Consider the following 17,871-nt stretch of genomic DNA (forward strand, 5'->3'; position numbering starts at 1 on the left):
AGAAAATTGTTGAAACATCACAAGTTCATATTGCTCCTTGCTTTGGCCTTATTTGTACTATCATCAACAGCATTTAATGCTTTTTCGCTTCAAGCAGCGGCTTCGACTAAATCGGCCGGCACCTATTCGGTGAACGCCACTTCGTTGAATGTACGTCAGGCTGCCAACGCAAGCTCCCGCGGTCTTGGAACATTGAAGCATGGAACCAAAGTCTCTGTTTCCAAATGGAGCGGCAATTGGGCGTACATGGCGTCCGGTAAGCTGAAAGGCTATGTCAGCGGCACCTACCTGACAAAGGTATCTTCTTCAAGTACTGCCCAAGCATCGTCGACATCCAGTACAACCACACTGGGCCAAAAAGAGGTAAATGCTGCTTCTTTGTACATGAGAAAAGGTCCAGGAACCAACTACAGTACGATCGGCGTCCTAACAAAGGGTACGAAAGTCACTGTTTACAGCATTAAAAACAACTGGGCATATATCCTGTCCGGAAAAACAAAAGGCTACGTTTCGGCGAAGTACTTATCTGTTATCCAATCAAGTTCCTCGTCAAACAATGGCGGAAGTGCAAGCGTGCCTCCAACGGCTCCAAAGCCTGCACCGACACCATCCAAGCCTTCATCTGGTGTAAGAATTGTCACAGCAGCCTATCTGAATGTCCGCTCTGGCCCTGATGCCGGCACAAAAGCGGTGGGAGTGCTGAAAGCAGGAAATGCCGTCACGGTTCAAAGCACAACCGGCAGCTGGGCATACATTGTATTCGGCTCCCTCAAAGGGTATGTCAGCGTGAACTACTTATCAGCTTCAGGCCAACGAATCATTTGTATTGATCCAGGTCATGGCGGCAAGGATGACGGTGCTTCCGGGAACGGTTTATTGGAAAAGGACATCAATTTATCCATTGGACTCAAGGTGCGCACACTCCTTGAAAATGCGGGGATTAAAGTCGTAATGACGCGTACAGATGATACCTTTATTCCGCTTCAAACCCGTGTAGACATTGGCGAACAAGCCCATGCAGATGCTTATGTCAGTATCCATACGAATTCAGGCGATGGTGACACAAGTGCAAATGGAATTGAAACCTTCTATAACACAACCGGCTCTGTTCAAAGAGGTAATGACAGCATCAAAATGGCAGGCTTTATCCAGCAGCGCATGGTACAGGAAATGGGATCTGAGGACCGTGGAACGAAATTCGGCGATCTTCATGTCTTAAGAGAAAATTCACTTCCTGCTATTTTGGTAGAAGTTGGATTTATTACCAACAAAAAAGAAGCGACTCAAAAGCTTGCAAGCGATAAATATCGCAATCTAGCGGCTCAAGCCATTTACTTAGGCATACTAGATTACTATAATTATAAGGGACAATGATAACGGACAATTACGTCCGTTTTCTTTTTACATAAGACTTTTTCACAGCATAGGAAAAAGCCGGACTCTACATGTGGAAAGCTCTGTCATTTCATTTCTAAAACTATCGTTAGAAAGGAATTTTCTATGAAAAAAATCCCTTTGTTACTGACTTTCTTAGCTGTCTGCCTTGCAGGACCGGCCATTGCTCATGGTTCGGAAAAACCTCCAAAAGAGGGAGTTATGATTGGTTTTAACGGTAAAACGAATGAACAGGAATTAGAGAAATATGGTATGAAGATCGATCATGTTTTTAACAGTATCAGAGCGGTTTCCGGAACCATCTCACCAGCAGCGAAGCAAGCCGTCGAGAAGCTTCCTAATATTAAATGGGTTGAGTCAAACCAAACAGTCAGAATGCAGGGCCAGGTTCCGACATCCGGCCTTTCGACGGTAAAATCAACTCAGGCTGAGAGCCTTGGTTTAACCGGCAAGGGTGTAAAGGTCGCGGTGATTGATACGGGGATTGATCTCCATCACCCTGATTTGCACGTGGCAGGAGGCGTTTCAGAGGTAGGCTACACAAGATCCTATAATGACGATAACGGCCATGGCACTCACGTAGCAGGCATTATTGGCGCCTTGAATAACTCGATCGGTGTTGTCGGTGTGGCTCCAGACGTATCCCTTTATGCTGTAAAAGCACTTGACCAGGACGGTAAAGGGGACCTTGGAGACATCATTGCAGGAATCGACTGGGCGATCCGAAACCATATGAATATCATCAATTTAAGCCTGACCATCGACCAGGGCTCGCAGGCGCTGCAGGCAGAGGTCAACAAAGCCTACAGCAAAGGCGTAATTGTTGTAGCAGCAGCAGGAAACATAGAGGACCCAGATACAAGGGTGACGGATGTTCTTTATCCCGCACGCTATTCAACGGTGATTTCAGTAGGCTCCATCGACAGAACCTACCATCGCTCAAGCTTTTCCTATTATGGCAAGGATTTAGACTTTATGGCGCCGGGTGAAAACATCCTCAGCACCTTTATCAATCCGCGTTCAAAAAGCAATCTAGGATACTATCAAAAAGACACGGGTACCTCCATGGCAACCCCGTATGTCTCGGGAGTCTTTGCATTATACAAGCAGGCGTATCCATCTCTTGGCATATCTGCGATTGAATGGCTTGCTGAAAAAAATGCCAAAGACCTGGGAGCGAAAGGAAAGGATAAGTATTACGGCTATGGCCTGATCCAAGCGCCTAAAGTGCCGTATACAGACATCTCTCCAACCAGCAGCTATGCGGCATATATAGATGATCTATACAGCCGCCACATCCTTAAACCGACACAGGACGGCACATTCCAGCCAACAGGTACCATTACCAGAGCCGATGCGGTATCCATGATCGGCATGGCGAAAAACTGGAATGGAACACCGCGCAATACAGCTTTCTCAGACGTACCGGCATCCAATCCTGCTTCAGGCTATATTTCGTCTGCTGATGCGGCAAAAGCCATTGAACACAAATATCAAAATAACCTTTTTAATCCGGAGTGGCGCCTGTTAAGAGGCGATGCGGCCTTTATGCTGGCAACATCCTTTAACAACCCTATGATTGACACCCAGGCTTTCAAGGACGTCAATTCCAGCATGTCCTTCTACGAGCAGGCAAATGCTCTGGTAAAAGCGAATATCATCCGTGCCTATGCGGATGGAACCTTTAAGCCTGAAACCACCATTACAAAGCAAGACTTTGTCGAGTATCTGGCGAAGGAATTGCATTAAATAAAAAAACGAGATCTCAATAGAGGTCTCGTTTTTTTATAATAAATTATCAGTTAATTATAGAATTAGACTAAAAATAACATAGTAATGACAGATAGTAGCATTTATATTACACAATATTACAAAGGGAGTAAGGGGTCTTTTTCTGTTTTTTGGTAAAGAAAAGAAAAAAATGTGAAATTTATAGTTTAAAAGTGTTAAACATTCATCAAAACCTGTCGATACATAGAAGTGAGTTGGGAAAAAACTCACATTTTACTAAATTGGGAAAAAATACTTGGTGTAAAAGTCTTGTTATTTTTGTCATTTAAGGTAAAATAATTGTAGTAAGAAAAACTATCCAATTGAGGATAGTTGTAGAAATGCATGAAGAAAATGGTTGACCAAGTAAATAGTCTTGGGTATAATGAACTTCGTGTGTTACTATATTACTTATTTTGTAAGTTACTAGCATCTTTGGCTGGACGAAAAGGCATACATATTTTAAAAAATAAGAAGCCAGTTCTATCCGGGATCTAGCTAATTAAGATTAAAAGGATAATAAGGGAGGAAATACCTACAATGGCTCAATCTAAGTCTCGCAAACTTGTAACTGGAACCATTTCTGCAGCAGTTATCGCTAGTGCATTGGCACCATGTAAACTTACCTTATAGCTTTAAAGATGGTTCAACAGTAGCTTCATTCACTTATGGTGGACACTACTATAAATCAGTAAAACTAAGCACTCCATATGCACCAGGCGTAAAAACAGTAACAGTAACTGGTCCTAAACAAATCATGGTTGTATTTACAGACGGCGTAACAAAAACTGTAAACCTGCCTTACAGATTTAAAGCTGGATCTACTGTAACTTCATTCTCATATTTCGGTCACAACTACAGCTCAGTAAAACTTAGCACTGCATATGCACCAAAAGTAACTTCTGCTGTAGCATTAAACGAAAAATCAATCAAAGTAGTATTTGAAAATGGTGAAACAGAAACTGTAAGCTTACCATACCGTTTCAAAGATGGTTCTACTGAAGCTTCTTTCACTTTTGCTGGAATCAGCTATAAATCAGTAAAACTAGACACTCCATATGTTGCTACTGTTAACAGCATTGGCACTCTTGACGATATTACAATCAACCAAGGTGACGACGCTTCTAAGGTTCTTCCTGCAACAGTTAAAGAAATGCTATCTAATGGCACTTCTAAAGACGTAAACGTAACATGGGATACTACTAAACTAGATGTTAACACTCCTGCAACTTACGCTTTAACTGGTAAAGTTGACGGAACTGACAAAACTGCTTCTGTAAACGTAATCGTTAAATCAGTAGCTCCACAAGTTACTGGTGTAAGTGCGATTAACGGTACTCAATTGCTTGTTAAATTCAATAAACCAGTAAACGCTGACACTACTACTACAGATGATGCATATACTTCATCAGCAGCTAATTTAGCAAATTATTCTCTAAGTGGTTCAAATAAAATAGATTCAGCTGTAGTTCAAGCTGATGGTAAATCTGTGGTTTTAACTCTTGATGCCCCAGTTGCAAACACTACATCAGCAACTTATACATTGACTGTTAGTGGAGTAACTTTAGCTGATGCTACAACTGTGGTTCCAACCTATGCAGGAGTGGTAAACGTTAGTGATACAACAGCACCAACTGTAACAGCTGCTACTGCTTCCACAAATGGAGCAACTACAAATTCAGCTACATTAACTTTCTCTAAACCTGTTACTAGTTTAACTGCTATTAAAATTGATGGAACTGTAGTAAGTAGTTCTGATTATAAGGTAACTACTGGAACTACAACATTACAAATTAATGGGCTAAGCTTAGATTCAAGCCAAACTCATTCAATTGAAGTAGTTGGTTTAACTGATGCGTCTGGCAACGTTAATTCAGACCAAACATCTACATTAACAATTACTAAAGACGTAAATGCACCAATGATTTCTTCTGTTACTGCAAATGGTGACAAATCATTAGAAATTACTTTTAACAAGCAAATGGGAACAGTACCAAGTAGTAGCTTCACTTTAAAAGATGAAGCATACAATGACTTAGGAACTGTAACTGTAAATGCAGACCCTGCTGATACAACTGGAACAAAATATATAGCAACATTTAATGAGGGTTCAAGTTTCTTTACAAACTCTAACACTAGAAACTTAACACTAGTTGTTTCTGGTACAGGAGTTACCGATTACGTTGGTAACGTATTAGCTGCTACAACAAAAACTGTATCATTAACTAAAGATACTACTCTTCCAGCTGTTACTGGTGTAACTGTACAAAAAAATTCAACTACTGGCGCAGTAACATCATTTACAGTTAACTTTAATAAAGCATTAAACGCTGGAACTATTAGCTCATCTAATGTAACATTAGTAGATTCAAATGGAATTTTATTGGATACTACTACTGCTGGTACAAAAGTTATCTCTGATGCAACAGTTAAAGCTGGAGATACTAAGGCTGTATTTAATGTAGCAAATGGTGCAATGTTCTCTGGTCAATATTCATTTGATTTAGCAGCTAAATCTGTTACTGACCAATCTTACACTGGTAACCAAAACGCTGAGTATTCAACAACTGTAGATACTGGTACTTCTTCTGTTGGAACATTTACTGATACAGCTAGTGCTACTTCGACTCCTATTTCTGGGGTAGTTTCAAACGTAATCAAAGTAACTTATTCAACTCCAGTTAAAGGTGGTCTTGGAGCAGGTTCTGCAACACAACCTTCAAACTACACAATCAATGGAACAGCTCTACCTGCTGGCACAGTTATCACATTAGATTCTACTCAAAAAGTAGCAACTATTACGTTACCTGCTGGCTCATTTACAACTACTGATACTGCAGCAGTCTTCAAAGTAAATGGTGTTGTTTCAACAACGGGCGCAACATTGTCACCAAGTACTCAATTATTGACAGTTACAGATAACGTTGCACCAGTATTGAAAAATGCTACTGTAAATGCTGATAACTCTTTAAGCTTAGGATTTGACTCTACAGTTGCAAGTGCAGCTTCTGCAGATTTAAAAGACTTGGTTGTAACTGTTAACGGTAATGTTCTTCCAACAAGTGATTTAGTAATTAAAGACGGCAGTGGTGCGGATACTGGTAAATATGTAATCACTGATTCTAATGTTGACTTTACTAAAGCAAATTCAATCGTAGTTGGAACTGCTGCAACAACTGCTAATATTACTGACGTTGCTGGTAACGTTGTTACTGCAGGAACTACTATTACAGTAAAATAACTCTTTGAAATTAGGACATTATATCGCTTAAGATAGATTTCAAAAGAGTGACTGAAAGCTCAGTAGAGAGAAATTTCTACTGAGTTTTTCTTTTTTAGATGACCGTATCAAATAGAAAAATAAGCATATATTATAAATTGGATAATAAACAAGAAAGCCCTAATTCCATTAAAGGAGTTAGGGCTTTTTCTCATGACTATAAAAGGGAGTGAATAAAATACAAGGAAAGGAAATTATGTTAATGGAGGTTGGTTTACCATGTTTGAAGAAGTAAATTTGGGGCTTATTAATTTATTTAGTCAAAGAATGAAAAAAACATTTAATACATCAGTGGTATCTTCAGAGGTGTCCTACAAATCTTTAAATGTAGTTAACCATAATTCTATTTATAAAAAACTGATTACTCTGACTACTTTACATACGCTTAATTATTCAGATAATAAACGTAATCAGTGGAATGCAGGATTTGTAGTGGAAGAGGTGACTAGGAGATTATTTATGGATTAAAAATGGGGAACCGATTGCATATGAACTGTATGAATAATATCAAAGATATGGGAAGGAGCTATGATAATGCAATATGTTGATTGGTTTGTTGCAACTATTAAAGACAAGTTTGATATGGTTGTAGATAGTGAAGAAGTAAGCTTTGAAGCATACGAGTTTTACCATGAAGAGCTGGATGAGTTACTCATTCCAGAAGAGCATCTAAAAAACTTTCTGACCCTTTATTATTCGAAACACTGTTGTATGTGGATGATGAAGGTTATGAATGGATAGCGGGTGTAGTGGAGGACAAGAAGACTGGAAAATTGCTATACGAAGTCTGGATAAGAAACGGTGAGCAGCTTGCTAATAGTCTGTATGTATAATTTGAAGGGATGAAGAAGAATTGAGATATAACAAAATTGTGCTAGAAAGTGAAGTACTGTACAGGGGGTATGATGAGTCCACTGGATACTATCAAAGAGGGATGCTGACTGAGAAGGAACTCTGTCAAAAACTTCGGGAAGAGGCTATTGATAACGTTATTAATATAAATACTGAATTAGTCGAACAAGCTATAGGTAAGATTCCAGATGAACACCACAGAGAAATGGTTCATAGTTATCTGGATTACCTTGAGCATTTAGTCGAATCTTTTGAGTAAGTCACGACATTTCTTATGATAAACTTACGACAAAACTAATTGAAGGATAATGACCTTGGAGGATTCTTTATTAAAACATTTATAATTTTGGAGAGTGCAGAAATGAAAAGAATATTAACTATATTTCTTTTAGGAGCAGCAATAACTTTATCAGCATGTGGTCATTCTGCACAAACACAAACACAAACACAAACACAAAAAAGCAAAAAAGAAGTTAAACCAGCTAATGTAACAAAATTAAATACTTCAACTAATAAAGTTGATAAAAAGTTAACAACATCTATTAAGGATGAAAAAGGTGTCATCTCTGGACAAACCTATGTTCAAGGTAAGCTGGCTATTGGGACACTATTGCTTGATAAAAAAGTAACGGATTCACAGGCAAAGGCATTAGCGAATAAATACTTACAAGAATTAAAGAAACAGTACAAAGACAAAAAAATAAATGTGCAAGCCGTTCGCAACGGGAAAAATATTGTGAATTTAAAAGGATGATTGGAGAGTCGAGGATAAATCCTTGGCTTTTCTTTTTTCCCTTTGCTCTATCTCTTAGAACATGTAGTTGATACTGATGGAAATGCACTAAACTTCTCTTCTACGGTTAAGTAATTAGATCTAGGGTAGGTTGTGTGCATCCTTATATTAATCGAAAAGCTCTGTCGAGAAAAATCTCCGCAGGGCTTTTCTTTTTGATAGTGAGTAGGTTACAAAACTTTATTAGAAATGGATATTAAGAATCCATTTTCAAATGTCGATATTATTAATATTAGACATGACTGATCTCATACTAGGAAAAGAAGGGTTTTGAATGATATCTAAATTATTTGCAAAACTCAGTAAAAAAGAAATAGAAAAACCCCCAACTGTTGTAGAGAAACCTAAGAAAAAGGAATCAAGAATATCTCCGTCGAGAATTGGAGAGCTAGGAGAATACAAAATCAATATCCAACTAGACCAACTTCCTAGAGAGTGTAGATACATAAGTGATGTGTTGCTTGCTAACCCTAAATCCAAATCAGGATACTCCCAGATTGACCACGTTATTCTTACTCCTTATGGTGTCTTTGTTATTGAGGCGAAGAACTATACAGGAACAATTTACGGAGCTAGAGATAGAGCCAAATGGTCAGTAAATGGTAAGTTTCCAATGAATAACCCATTCCATCAGAATTTCGGTCATATCCAAGCTATCCGGACATTACTGGATATTCAAAGCTCTAATATGATATCAATGATCTCTTTTACAAGAAGATGTACGTTTAAGGTTGATCGTGAACTAAGAAATATACAATCAAATGATTTAATCCTGTACGATACGGAGCTAACGGAGTTCATTACTAGGAAATTAAATGTCCTGCGATTACAGTTAAAGACTCCGATATTCACTGATGGTAAAGTACAAGATATGTATAAGGTATTGAAGGAACAAAATATAACCGACAAGAAAGTAAGGGAACTCCATATAGAAAAGATTAATGGAAAAGTAAATATATCCAATTAAGGTTGGATATAGAAACATAGGAGTAAAATGGTTTACTCAGGAAGATGTTTTAGGCATAATGGTCTTAGTGTGTTACCATTTTACTTGTTTTGTAAGTTGTTAGCATCTTTGGTTGGAATACAAAGGCATACATATGAAAAAGATGAAAAATCTTATCAAGCCTGTTTATACAGTAACTAACCAATGAAAGAATAGAAGGATAATAAGGGAGGAAATATCTACAATGGCTCAATCTAAGTCTCGCAAACTTGTAACCGGAACCATTTCTGCAGCGGTTATCGCTAGTGCATTAGCACCGGTTGCTGTAAGTGCATCAGTAAAAGCACCAAACGTAAAAACAGCAACTCCATTAAACGAAAAGCAAATCAAGGTAGTATTTGATAACGGTAAAACGGCAACGATTACTTTACCTTACCCCTTTAAAGATGGTTCTACTGTAACGTCATTCACTTATGGTGGCCACTACTATAACTCAGTAAAACTAAGCACTTCATATGCACCCGGCGTAAAAACAGCAACAGCAACAGGTCCAAAGCAAATCAATGTTGTGTTTACTGACGGCGTAACAAAAACGATTGACCTGCCTTATAATTTTAAAGCTGGATCTACTGTAGCGTCATTCACTTGCTTTGGCCACAGCTATAACTCAGTAGAACTAAGCACTCCATTTGTTGCAACTGTGAAATCAGCAACAGCAATAAATGAAAACTCAGGAAATTTGATTCATATCCCTCGTGGGAAAATCAGGGTATTATTCGATAACGGTCAATCAGCTACAATAGCTTTACCTTATTACTTTAAAGATGGTTCTACAGTGACGTCATTCACTTATGCAGATCACTATTATCACGCAGTAAAACTAAGCACTCCATATGTTGCTACTATTAACGGCATTTATCCCTCTTTTATCGTAATTAACCAAGGTGACGACGCTACTAAGGCTCTTCCTACATACGTTTCTGAAGTCCTATCTAATAATGATTATAAAGGTGTAAACGTAACGTGGGATACTACTAAATTAGATGTTAACACTCCTGCAACTTACACTTTAACTGGTAAAGTTGATGGAATTGATAAAATTGCTTCTGTAATCGTAGTTGTTAAACCATTTACTCCACAAGCAACTAGTGTAAATGCGATTAACTCTAATAACCAAGCAGTAACATTAGATGGTTCAACAGACGTAACTGCAAATTCAGCGATTACCATTAAATTTAATAAGCCTGTTGATGCATCAACTGTGAACGGAACGAACTTTAGAATTTATCAAGGTTCAACTCCTGTTGCAACAAAGGCTCCAACTATATCAGCTGACGGTTTAACCGTTACAGTTCAAGCATCAAATCCTTTTACAGCTGGAGATTCTTACATTCTTTCAGTTTCTGGTGTTAAAACACAAGATGGAAAGACGTTTACTTCTGCTAACGCAGCATTTACAGTTAATAAGGCTTCCTATGTAACGAAAGTAGATGCAGAGGAAAACGATAACACTTTACTAAGCAATCCACTTGGATTAAGCGACGGAGATAATCTTGGAAGTGATTATGTAAATAAATTCAAAGTAACTTACAGTAACAATGTTGATTTCACGTCTGTTTCATCTAGAAACGTAATTTTATATGATTTTGATGCATCGGCAGATCGCCCGGTTCCGGTGCCTACAGCTTCTGTTACTTCTTTAGGTTCAGTTATTACACTAACTGTTGATCCGTTTTATAATGGTGGAACAGGAACTCTTATCCCAAACCACCGATATAAACTACAAGCAGTTGGTGTAAATATAGTTGATGGTACTAAAGCTGCTGACTTCAGCCGTGCTTTCACAATTTCTAAACCTTTTGGATTAACTGCAAATCTTCTGGATGGAACTGATTTAGCAAAAAACCCAACTAATGTAAATGGAACGATTGCGCCTGTAGTTGACCCAAGCGGCTACACTAAACCAGGTTTTAAAGTGGTTCTAAATTCAAATACACCACTTGATGCAAGTACTGTTAATAACACAAATATTCAATTAGTTCAACAGGATACACAAATTGCAGTTCCAGCTAATATAACGTATGACAGTGCAAATCAGCGTATCGCTGTAGTCCCGAAATCCGACTTAACTGCTGGTAAAACGTATAGTTTCTCTATTGGATCAGGGGTTAAAGATGTGTATGGTAATGCTGCAAAAGCTGTAGCGTATTCATTTACTACACAAAATTAATCAGCACCAACGATTGTTAGTACAACATTCAAAGTGGTGCATCAAATGTTGATGTAACATCTGGTAGGAAGTTAAATGTCCTTCGGCTACAGCTTAAGACGCAGATATTTACTTCGGGCAAAGTATATGAAATGTGCAAGTTATTGAAGAAACTAAACATAACAGATAGCAAAGTAAGGGAAATATATGTAAGGAAGATTGGTGGAAGGGATAATGGAGAAGAGCCCGATAATCGGTGAGTAGGGGGAAGAACTTATATTTCACTAGTTAAGTTTATAATTGCATAGAATACCAACTTATGGTCTAATGGTAATGTAAATGAAGAAAAATATACCATTAAAATAGGAATTTATTCAATTTTTTCTAGTGAAAAGGGATTAAAAGATCTCCTCTATTTAGTAAAATTAATAGGAATAGTATTTAGTAAGTACAATAATTTATCTGAAGAAGGTGATGTGTATGATCTCCTCTATTTCTTCCAATCTAAACTGGTATCCTTCTCTTTTCCAAAATACAAACCAAGCACAAAATAACGCCAATCAATCAAATTTATTTGGTATAACGAATGTAGATAGTTACGCTCAACAAAGTGTAAGTCAACAAAATTTAAATCAAAAAGATCAGCAATCTAGTAATCCTATTAATATGTACGATTTATTAAATAATATAAGCAATAATTCTTCTTTATATGGGATTACGAATATTGATGATTTTACAAAGTTTAATTATCAATTGCAATCTAACCCGTCTTTAAGTCCATTAAACCAAGCAATGCAATCGTACCAAACCAATCAAGACTATACGAACAATATTTTTAATTCAAGTAGTTTATATAATCAAACAACCTAATTAAAGTACAATGAAATAGGGAATATGTTTTGATAAGGCGGGAAGGGTAGGTTCCCCTCAAGCCAATCAAAAGAAATGGCTAAAAAGTTTATATTGTGACACGAGGACCGAATGCGGTCTTTTTTTGTATTCTACAAAAAATCAAATTGTTCAGGTGGATAAGTACGGGAACGTTAAGGGTGGAAAGACGACGGGCCATGCAGATATACTGGTAACCGTTACAACCAAGGATCATTTTGTATTGTATTTAACGGAACCAATTGAAGGAAAAGTAAACCTAAGTAAAGGGAGATAATAAGTAGCTTTTATTCAAATTAGAAAAAACAATTAGCACTAAGCATAACTTCTAGGTTGAGCGATTGCCTTCGGGCATTATGCTCAACCTTTTTTATAGGCATTCATGTAATTCAGAATCTACTTTAAAATTAATGAGAGGATATAATATCTATCTACTATTTAATAAAAATGATTTACATATTTAGTAGTTTTATAGGTATATTTTACTTAGTTAGTATTTACTAATTGTTTGTTTATCTGTAAAATTATTCTAATAAGTATTTTGCAAGAAATATTATTCTTAAATAATCTGATACGTAATAAAAGATGAAAAATAAAAGTGGAGATGGAAGCGAGAGATGGGACAATGCAACAGAAAAAATCTTTTTTACACATAAGCTCTATAATGTTATACATTTTGACTATTTATTTTTCCTATAAGAGTCCAACTTTCTTGTTAGCAGGTTTTATCATTTTTTTCTTGATTACCTCTTTAAAGATGCTATGGAAAATGGCCATTTTCATGGTGATTATTGGCGGACTTGTCGCTATTATCCCAATCCTTTCTCCATTGGTATTTCTATTGATGATTTTCTTGTTTATCAAAAGGATTGACTTTGTGAAAAGAAATTGGCTTCCCATTAAGGCTGGAATGCTTATATATGGGAGTTCACTTCCTTTATATCTAAGATGGAAGTTAGAAACGCAGCTTGGTGCAACCATGATTGAGCAGATCATAGTAGCAGCAATTGGAGGAATCATTTTACATAACCAACTTGTAAAAATGTATAATCATGGCTACTCTACCCAAACAGCCTTGGGAATTATGGGGAGTGTACCTCTCGTCCTAATTTCATTTATTATGCCATTTCTAAAGTTACACTTATTTAATGATGGGGGAATAGATGTATCGCATTTCGATGCTTCTCATTCTGTGGATGGTCATATGCAGCAGTTTGATGTAATCCATACAGATAATACTTCTATATCTAGCAATGCCACGTCTTCAACATATGATTCAGAACCTATTCTAAATACTGATCTCGGCGATCATTCAAACGCACCTGTATGGAAGGACTCTTATTCTTTACAGCATCTTCACCTTCAGAATAAAGTAGATCAATATATAAAATATGCCCATAATCAAGTAGACCCACATGCTTTCCAAACTCAAGGTCCAATAGATATTGGGGGGGGGATAATTTAGATTCTCCATTAACCTTTCATCCTTCTATTCCATTGTATAACACATCTGCCGGAGATACGTTAACGGTGCACGATAATATTTTTAATGGACAGGATTTTTATAACTCTAATAATCAAATAGTCTTTTCTACAAAAGCTAATATTTTTGGAGGGCAAGATTTATACTCGCATAGCGGAATAAAAATTGCATACAGCCAGCCAAATATATTTGGCGGACATGATATATTTAATGATTATGGCCAGAAATTGTTATCGACCCATCCTAACCAACTTGGTGGAGAAGATTATTATAATGGTGGAGAAATACATGTGGGTCATTCTCAGTCCAATGTTACGGGTGAATATACAATTTATAATAATCAAGGAATACAAATAGGGAATGTGCGATCTGTTATCCATGGACAACTAGGAATTATACATAACAATCATATTATGCTGGAAACAAGTGAAATAAAACATTACGGAAATTACTATATAGACGCTGATGGCAATGCAGTGTATGACTATGAATATAAATGGGATACCGTTTAATCATTTTGACTGATATGATTGATAATGGTGGTGACTCATATAGCCTGACATTTAACAGGCTAGTGAGCCACCTTTTTTGGATTTTGAAAAAAATCGTATAGGTTGATGTAATATTTTGTGCATGAATGGAATGTTTCTAAGCATAATCCATTTCGACTATATAACTCTATTTATTTAAATCCACCCTAGTCCTTCCCGATTCTACTTTTATCCTTTACCATCTGCGCCACCCCCTGCCCAAACGACCAATTTTCCAAAGGTGTCTCGTTTAAGGTAATAAAAACATCCGCCGCTGAAATGTTTAATCGCTTCGAAACCGATGTTGCTAAGGCTTGATACAAACTTTTTTTCTGCTCGATGGTTCTGCCAGGTCCGCATGTGATGGCAATGTGAAGCATGTTTTCTGTTCGTTCTTCCCCATTTTCTAATAGATAGGAAGGATCCACAAACATATTATGTGAAGGGTAGGGGATAAATAATTGAAAGTAATCCTTTTCTGGGACGTTAAAATGTTCCATTAATGCATAATGGATATCGAGGCTGATCTTTTTTAGTTTTTCTTGTTTGATGGAAAGGTCTTCTGAATAATAAACATGAACAAATGGCATTTTTCTTCAGCTCCTTTTGAAATCGGGGTTAGTGTGAAATATGAAGAATTTCATACATAGGATGTCCGGTTATGGCGACTGCAGGTTTTTCCTCATAAAAATAAAACTCACTGAATCTCCATTTATCTGGATTATAAAGACATAAACGGCCGAGGCTTTCTTCCGCATTCTCAAGCAATTTTATAGGGGCACCCACGAGTGATGGACTTTCAGGGATATCACCTGAGTTTTCGAGTACATATCGGCTTTTCTTAAAATCTTTTGCCAAGTGAATGGATAAAGGAATGCCAATCTGGATATGCTGCCAGCCGAATGAGTCTAAAATATTGTCATAAAAGCCTTCAAATATAAATTGATTCATGCCTTGTGTGTCATTCCAAACATACAAAGGTGCATAGGAATTATAGGCATTTCCGTTCTTATTTGCTTCGGTTATTAAATAGGCCTTGAAAAGAAGTCCGGGAAAGCCGTCGGTCTTGTGGCCGTTGTCCTGCACCCTTTTTCTAATGATATCCATATCATAATTTCTTGGTAAAATAATCTTATATTGCATTTCAATCATGAAAAATTCATCCTTTCTCATCCTGATATATATGATCGTATCCTGAGGTGTAAGCCATGTAAAATAGGTATGTATGATGGGAGGTATCATTTAGAATGATGCCAGGTAAGGAGTGGAACGGAATGGAACTAAATGATTTGGTCATCTTTAAAACGGTAATCCCGGAAGGATCTATAAGCAAAGCGGCAAAGGAGTTAGGATATCTCCAGCCAAATGTTACCGAGCGAATGAAAAAAGTTAAACAGGAGCTGGAAACAAAGCTATTCTTAGAGAAAGTAAAGGGGTATCCAGCCGATGAAATTCTTACAAGAAAGATCGGTCGAAATAGGCAATTCAATAAATAATAAAGGTATCAGTCACCACATGAATGTTTCACATGATGACTGATACCCATTTGCCTTTATATTCAAATGTTTTGGTTAATATTAGGAAAGGAAAAACCTCACCCGTTATTCATAAAATTCTGCTTCTCTATGTATTTCAGCACTGTCTGTGAAAACTCGTGATGAGATTCTTGCGTATACTTGGCAATGGTATAGATTTGAGCAAGGTTCTTTAATCCCATTCGCTCTGTCATTTCCTTCAGTCTAGGGACGTCCATGTAGCGTTTCCATCCTTTTTCATCTCGTTCTTTGTAGATTTCGAGAATTTCTTCATTTGAATAATCATGATACTGATCATAGTGAACAAGCCCGTGACTTGGCAGCCGATCACGTGTGGAAGGGTTTTCAGCGGGGTACCCTAATGAGTAACCCACAACAGGTACGACATTTGGCGGTAAATTTAATAGTTCACCAATTTGATCACAATTTGCAAGCGTTGAGCCCATATAGCAAATGCCTAATCCAGCATTTTCTGCTGCTAAAGCACAGTTTTGTGCTGCCAAAGTCGCATCAATGGCACCTATCATAAAGCTCATAAAATTATCAAAATGTATAGGTGCATCATTGAGCGAAATCCATTTCCTCATTCTATTAAAATCAGCACAAAAGGTTAATAGGATAGGTGCATCCACTACCATCGATTGGTCCATATGGGCAGTGTATAATTTTTTCTTAAGCTCCTTGTCTTTTGTTACGATAATGGAATAGGATTGCATATTGCCGCTCGAAGAGGCACGTATGCCCGCATCCAAGATTTGATCCAGCAGTTCCTGACTTACTTCCCTATCTTCGTATTCTCGTATAGATCTGTGATTATGTATAACATCGTTTAATTCCAAAACAACCACTCCTTTTTGTATATCCTAGCAGCATCTTTTGATAAATGACTTAAGGAATAGTTCCCAGGTCACCTAAACGCACCAGAGTTTTATTTTGACAAACGGCATAGTTAACCTGTCACTTAAACTATGGATTTTTTCTGCAATCCGTTTTTTTCTACACTTTTCCATTGCAAATGAGAGAGTTTTTCACCATTCTGAACAGCTCGTTTTTTTACAACAATAGACATGATTCTACACCCTCATTATGGTTCATCCTCATGTCTATCGTCAATATTCGAAAACAAAAAAAATTAAGAATTTAATGGATGTTATGCGATAAGCTAGTAAAAAACGATTTTATGATATTGGCCGTGAAGAGAAGGTTGGAAAGCTGATCATCTTGTGTCCGTTGCTCTGCACCTTTTTCTGATAATATCCATAGTATAATCTTTTGGTAAAATTATCTTATACTGCATCACGATTTCTTCCTGATATCGTATCCTGAGGTGTAATCCATGTATGTATGATGGGAGATATCATTTAGGCAGGTAAGGAGTTGAACGGAATGGAACTAAATGATTTGGTCATCTTTAAAACGGTAGTCCAGGAAGGCTCCATAAGTAAAGCGGCAAAGGAATTGGGGTATGTCCAGCCAAATGTAACGGAGCGGATGAAAAAGCTAGAACAGGAGCTGGAAACTAAGCTGCTTCTTAGAGAGAGTAGAGGGGTATCCGTACTGCCAGCCGGGGTAATTCTGTTGGAGTATACGGAGAAAATTCTTCAGCTGCTGGATAATGCAAAAAAGGACATTCAAAAAAGCTGTGAACCGTATCGGATCGCCACAACCCAAACGATTTTATCCAATTATGTAAGTGACCGGATCAGTGAAAACGTTAAAGATTACCAGATTTATATGGAAAACAGTTCTCGTCTGGAACATCTGCTCAAGAAGCAGCAGGTCGATATGATTGGGACTTATACGGATTATACCGAGCCTTCTTTTCAAAAAGTATTCACTGCCTCACTCCCTATAGGGCTGCATAAAATCAAAGGAAAAGCGGCTGTTGAATACGCGAAGGAATCTTTTTTCGTCAGCCATGATGTGCTTTGTCCTTTTAGAACATACACCATCGATTTCCTGCAACGGCATCATCTCTCTAACACTCAGCTTTGTCAGGTAGATTCCTATTCTCTGATGAAGGAATTTGTGGCTCTGGGAAAGGGAATAGCTATATTTCCAATCAGCAGATCTGAAACAGAAAATATAGAGGCTGAGCAAATAGACAACATCCCTGTTTATTTTTTTACAAAACGAAACGCAGAAAGAACGATCCCAAAAGAATTATTTTGCTGAGTATAAATTTGCATG

General features: G+C 37.4%; 18 protein-coding genes and 1 pseudogene. 15 read left to right on the forward strand and 4 right to left on the reverse strand.

All coding sequences use genetic code 11. The features are described 5' to 3' along the window. The first annotated feature begins 6 nt into the window (after positions 1 to 6). The 13 genes from A5N88_RS19520 (at position 7) to A5N88_RS19575 (ending at position 14,128) form a co-directional block, all read left to right on the forward strand. A complete protein-coding gene (locus tag A5N88_RS19520) occupies positions 7 to 1,374 on the forward strand; it encodes an N-acetylmuramoyl-L-alanine amidase family protein (RefSeq protein ID WP_066269133.1) in 1,368 nt (455 codons plus the stop codon). 126 nt (positions 1,375 to 1,500) lie between these two features. Then, positions 1,501 to 3,144, forward strand: a complete 1,644-nt coding sequence (locus A5N88_RS19525; RefSeq protein WP_066269134.1) for a S8 family peptidase — start codon at positions 1,501 to 1,503, stop codon at positions 3,142 to 3,144. Between the two features lie 622 nt (positions 3,145 to 3,766). Then, positions 3,767 to 6,406: a beta strand repeat-containing protein gene (locus A5N88_RS19530; protein ID WP_066269135.1), complete on the forward strand. Its 2,640-nt coding sequence runs from the start codon at positions 3,767 to 3,769 to the stop codon at positions 6,404 to 6,406. Positions 6,407 to 6,664: 258 nt separating this feature from the next. Further along, positions 6,665 to 6,913, forward strand: coding sequence for a hypothetical protein (locus A5N88_RS19535; protein ID WP_066269139.1), 249 nt, complete (start codon positions 6,665 to 6,667; stop codon positions 6,911 to 6,913). A 66-nt stretch (positions 6,914 to 6,979) separates the two neighbouring features. Continuing rightward, positions 6,980 to 7,186, forward strand: a complete 207-nt coding sequence (locus A5N88_RS19540) for a hypothetical protein (RefSeq protein WP_232317598.1) — start codon at positions 6,980 to 6,982, stop codon at positions 7,184 to 7,186. Between the two features lie 112 nt (positions 7,187 to 7,298). Beyond that, on the forward strand, positions 7,299 to 7,556 hold the full coding sequence (locus A5N88_RS19545; protein WP_066269140.1) for a hypothetical protein: 258 nt from the start codon (positions 7,299 to 7,301) through the stop codon (positions 7,554 to 7,556). A gap of 102 nt (positions 7,557 to 7,658) precedes the next feature. Continuing rightward, entirely contained in the window at positions 7,659 to 8,051 is a 393-nt protein-coding gene (locus A5N88_RS19550; RefSeq protein WP_066269144.1) for a hypothetical protein, read from the forward strand. Between the two features lie 313 nt (positions 8,052 to 8,364). Beyond that, a complete protein-coding gene (locus A5N88_RS19555; RefSeq protein ID WP_066269146.1) occupies positions 8,365 to 9,057 on the forward strand; it encodes a nuclease-related domain-containing protein in 693 nt (230 codons plus the stop codon). A gap of 223 nt (positions 9,058 to 9,280) precedes the next feature. Next, positions 9,281 to 11,266 (forward strand): Ig-like domain-containing protein, encoded by a 1,986-nt coding sequence (locus tag A5N88_RS19560; RefSeq protein ID WP_066269147.1) that lies wholly within the window; start codon positions 9,281 to 9,283, stop codon positions 11,264 to 11,266. 459 nt (positions 11,267 to 11,725) lie between these two features. Then, the gene (locus A5N88_RS19565; protein ID WP_066269148.1) at positions 11,726 to 12,115 is read left to right on the forward strand and encodes a hypothetical protein; all 390 of its coding nucleotides are present in this window, start codon (positions 11,726 to 11,728) and stop codon (positions 12,113 to 12,115) included. A gap of 124 nt (positions 12,116 to 12,239) precedes the next feature. Beyond that, complete coding sequence (locus A5N88_RS25125; protein ID WP_157090732.1) at positions 12,240 to 12,410, forward strand: hypothetical protein; 171 nt, start codon at positions 12,240 to 12,242, stop codon at positions 12,408 to 12,410. A 435-nt stretch (positions 12,411 to 12,845) separates the two neighbouring features. Then, entirely contained in the window at positions 12,846 to 13,598 is a 753-nt protein-coding gene (locus A5N88_RS19570; RefSeq protein WP_066269149.1) for a hypothetical protein, read from the forward strand. A 65-nt stretch (positions 13,599 to 13,663) separates the two neighbouring features. Next, the gene (locus tag A5N88_RS19575) at positions 13,664 to 14,128 is read left to right on the forward strand and encodes a hypothetical protein (protein WP_066269153.1); all 465 of its coding nucleotides are present in this window, start codon (positions 13,664 to 13,666) and stop codon (positions 14,126 to 14,128) included. Positions 14,129 to 14,313: 185 nt separating this feature from the next. Here the strand turns inward: A5N88_RS19575 and A5N88_RS19580 are convergent, their stop codons facing one another. Together A5N88_RS19580 and A5N88_RS19585 are read right to left on the reverse strand one after the other, a co-directional pair. Then, complete coding sequence (locus tag A5N88_RS19580) at positions 14,314 to 14,736, reverse strand: tautomerase family protein (RefSeq protein ID WP_066269155.1); 423 nt, start codon at positions 14,734 to 14,736, stop codon at positions 14,314 to 14,316. A 28-nt stretch (positions 14,737 to 14,764) separates the two neighbouring features. Next, complete coding sequence (locus A5N88_RS19585) at positions 14,765 to 15,298, reverse strand: DUF4865 family protein (RefSeq protein ID WP_066269157.1); 534 nt, start codon at positions 15,296 to 15,298, stop codon at positions 14,765 to 14,767. Between the two features lie 122 nt (positions 15,299 to 15,420). Between A5N88_RS19585 and A5N88_RS25130 the strand changes: the two are divergent. Continuing rightward, positions 15,421 to 15,603 (forward strand): annotated as a pseudogene (locus A5N88_RS25130) (helix-turn-helix domain-containing protein); the annotation flags it as partial. A gap of 137 nt (positions 15,604 to 15,740) precedes the next feature. Here the strand turns inward: A5N88_RS25130 and A5N88_RS19595 are convergent. Together A5N88_RS19595 and A5N88_RS26425 are read right to left on the reverse strand one after the other, a co-directional pair. Next, positions 15,741 to 16,529, reverse strand: a complete 789-nt coding sequence (locus A5N88_RS19595) for a nitroreductase family protein (RefSeq protein ID WP_232317599.1) — start codon at positions 16,527 to 16,529, stop codon at positions 15,741 to 15,743. A 368-nt stretch (positions 16,530 to 16,897) separates the two neighbouring features. Next, on the reverse strand, positions 16,898 to 16,978 hold the full coding sequence (locus A5N88_RS26425; RefSeq protein ID WP_157090799.1) for a DUF4865 family protein: 81 nt from the start codon (positions 16,976 to 16,978) through the stop codon (positions 16,898 to 16,900). An 89-nt stretch (positions 16,979 to 17,067) separates the two neighbouring features. On the opposite strand from A5N88_RS26425, the gene A5N88_RS19600 reads away from it, so the two are divergent. Beyond that, positions 17,068 to 17,856 (forward strand): LysR family transcriptional regulator, encoded by a 789-nt coding sequence (locus A5N88_RS19600; protein ID WP_066269162.1) that lies wholly within the window; start codon positions 17,068 to 17,070, stop codon positions 17,854 to 17,856. Positions 17,857 to 17,871 lie beyond the last annotated feature (15 nt).

The organism is Heyndrickxia acidicola (assembly GCF_001636425.1).
Classification (GTDB): Bacteria; Bacillota; Bacilli; order Bacillales; family Bacillaceae_C; genus Bacillus_AE; species Bacillus_AE acidicola.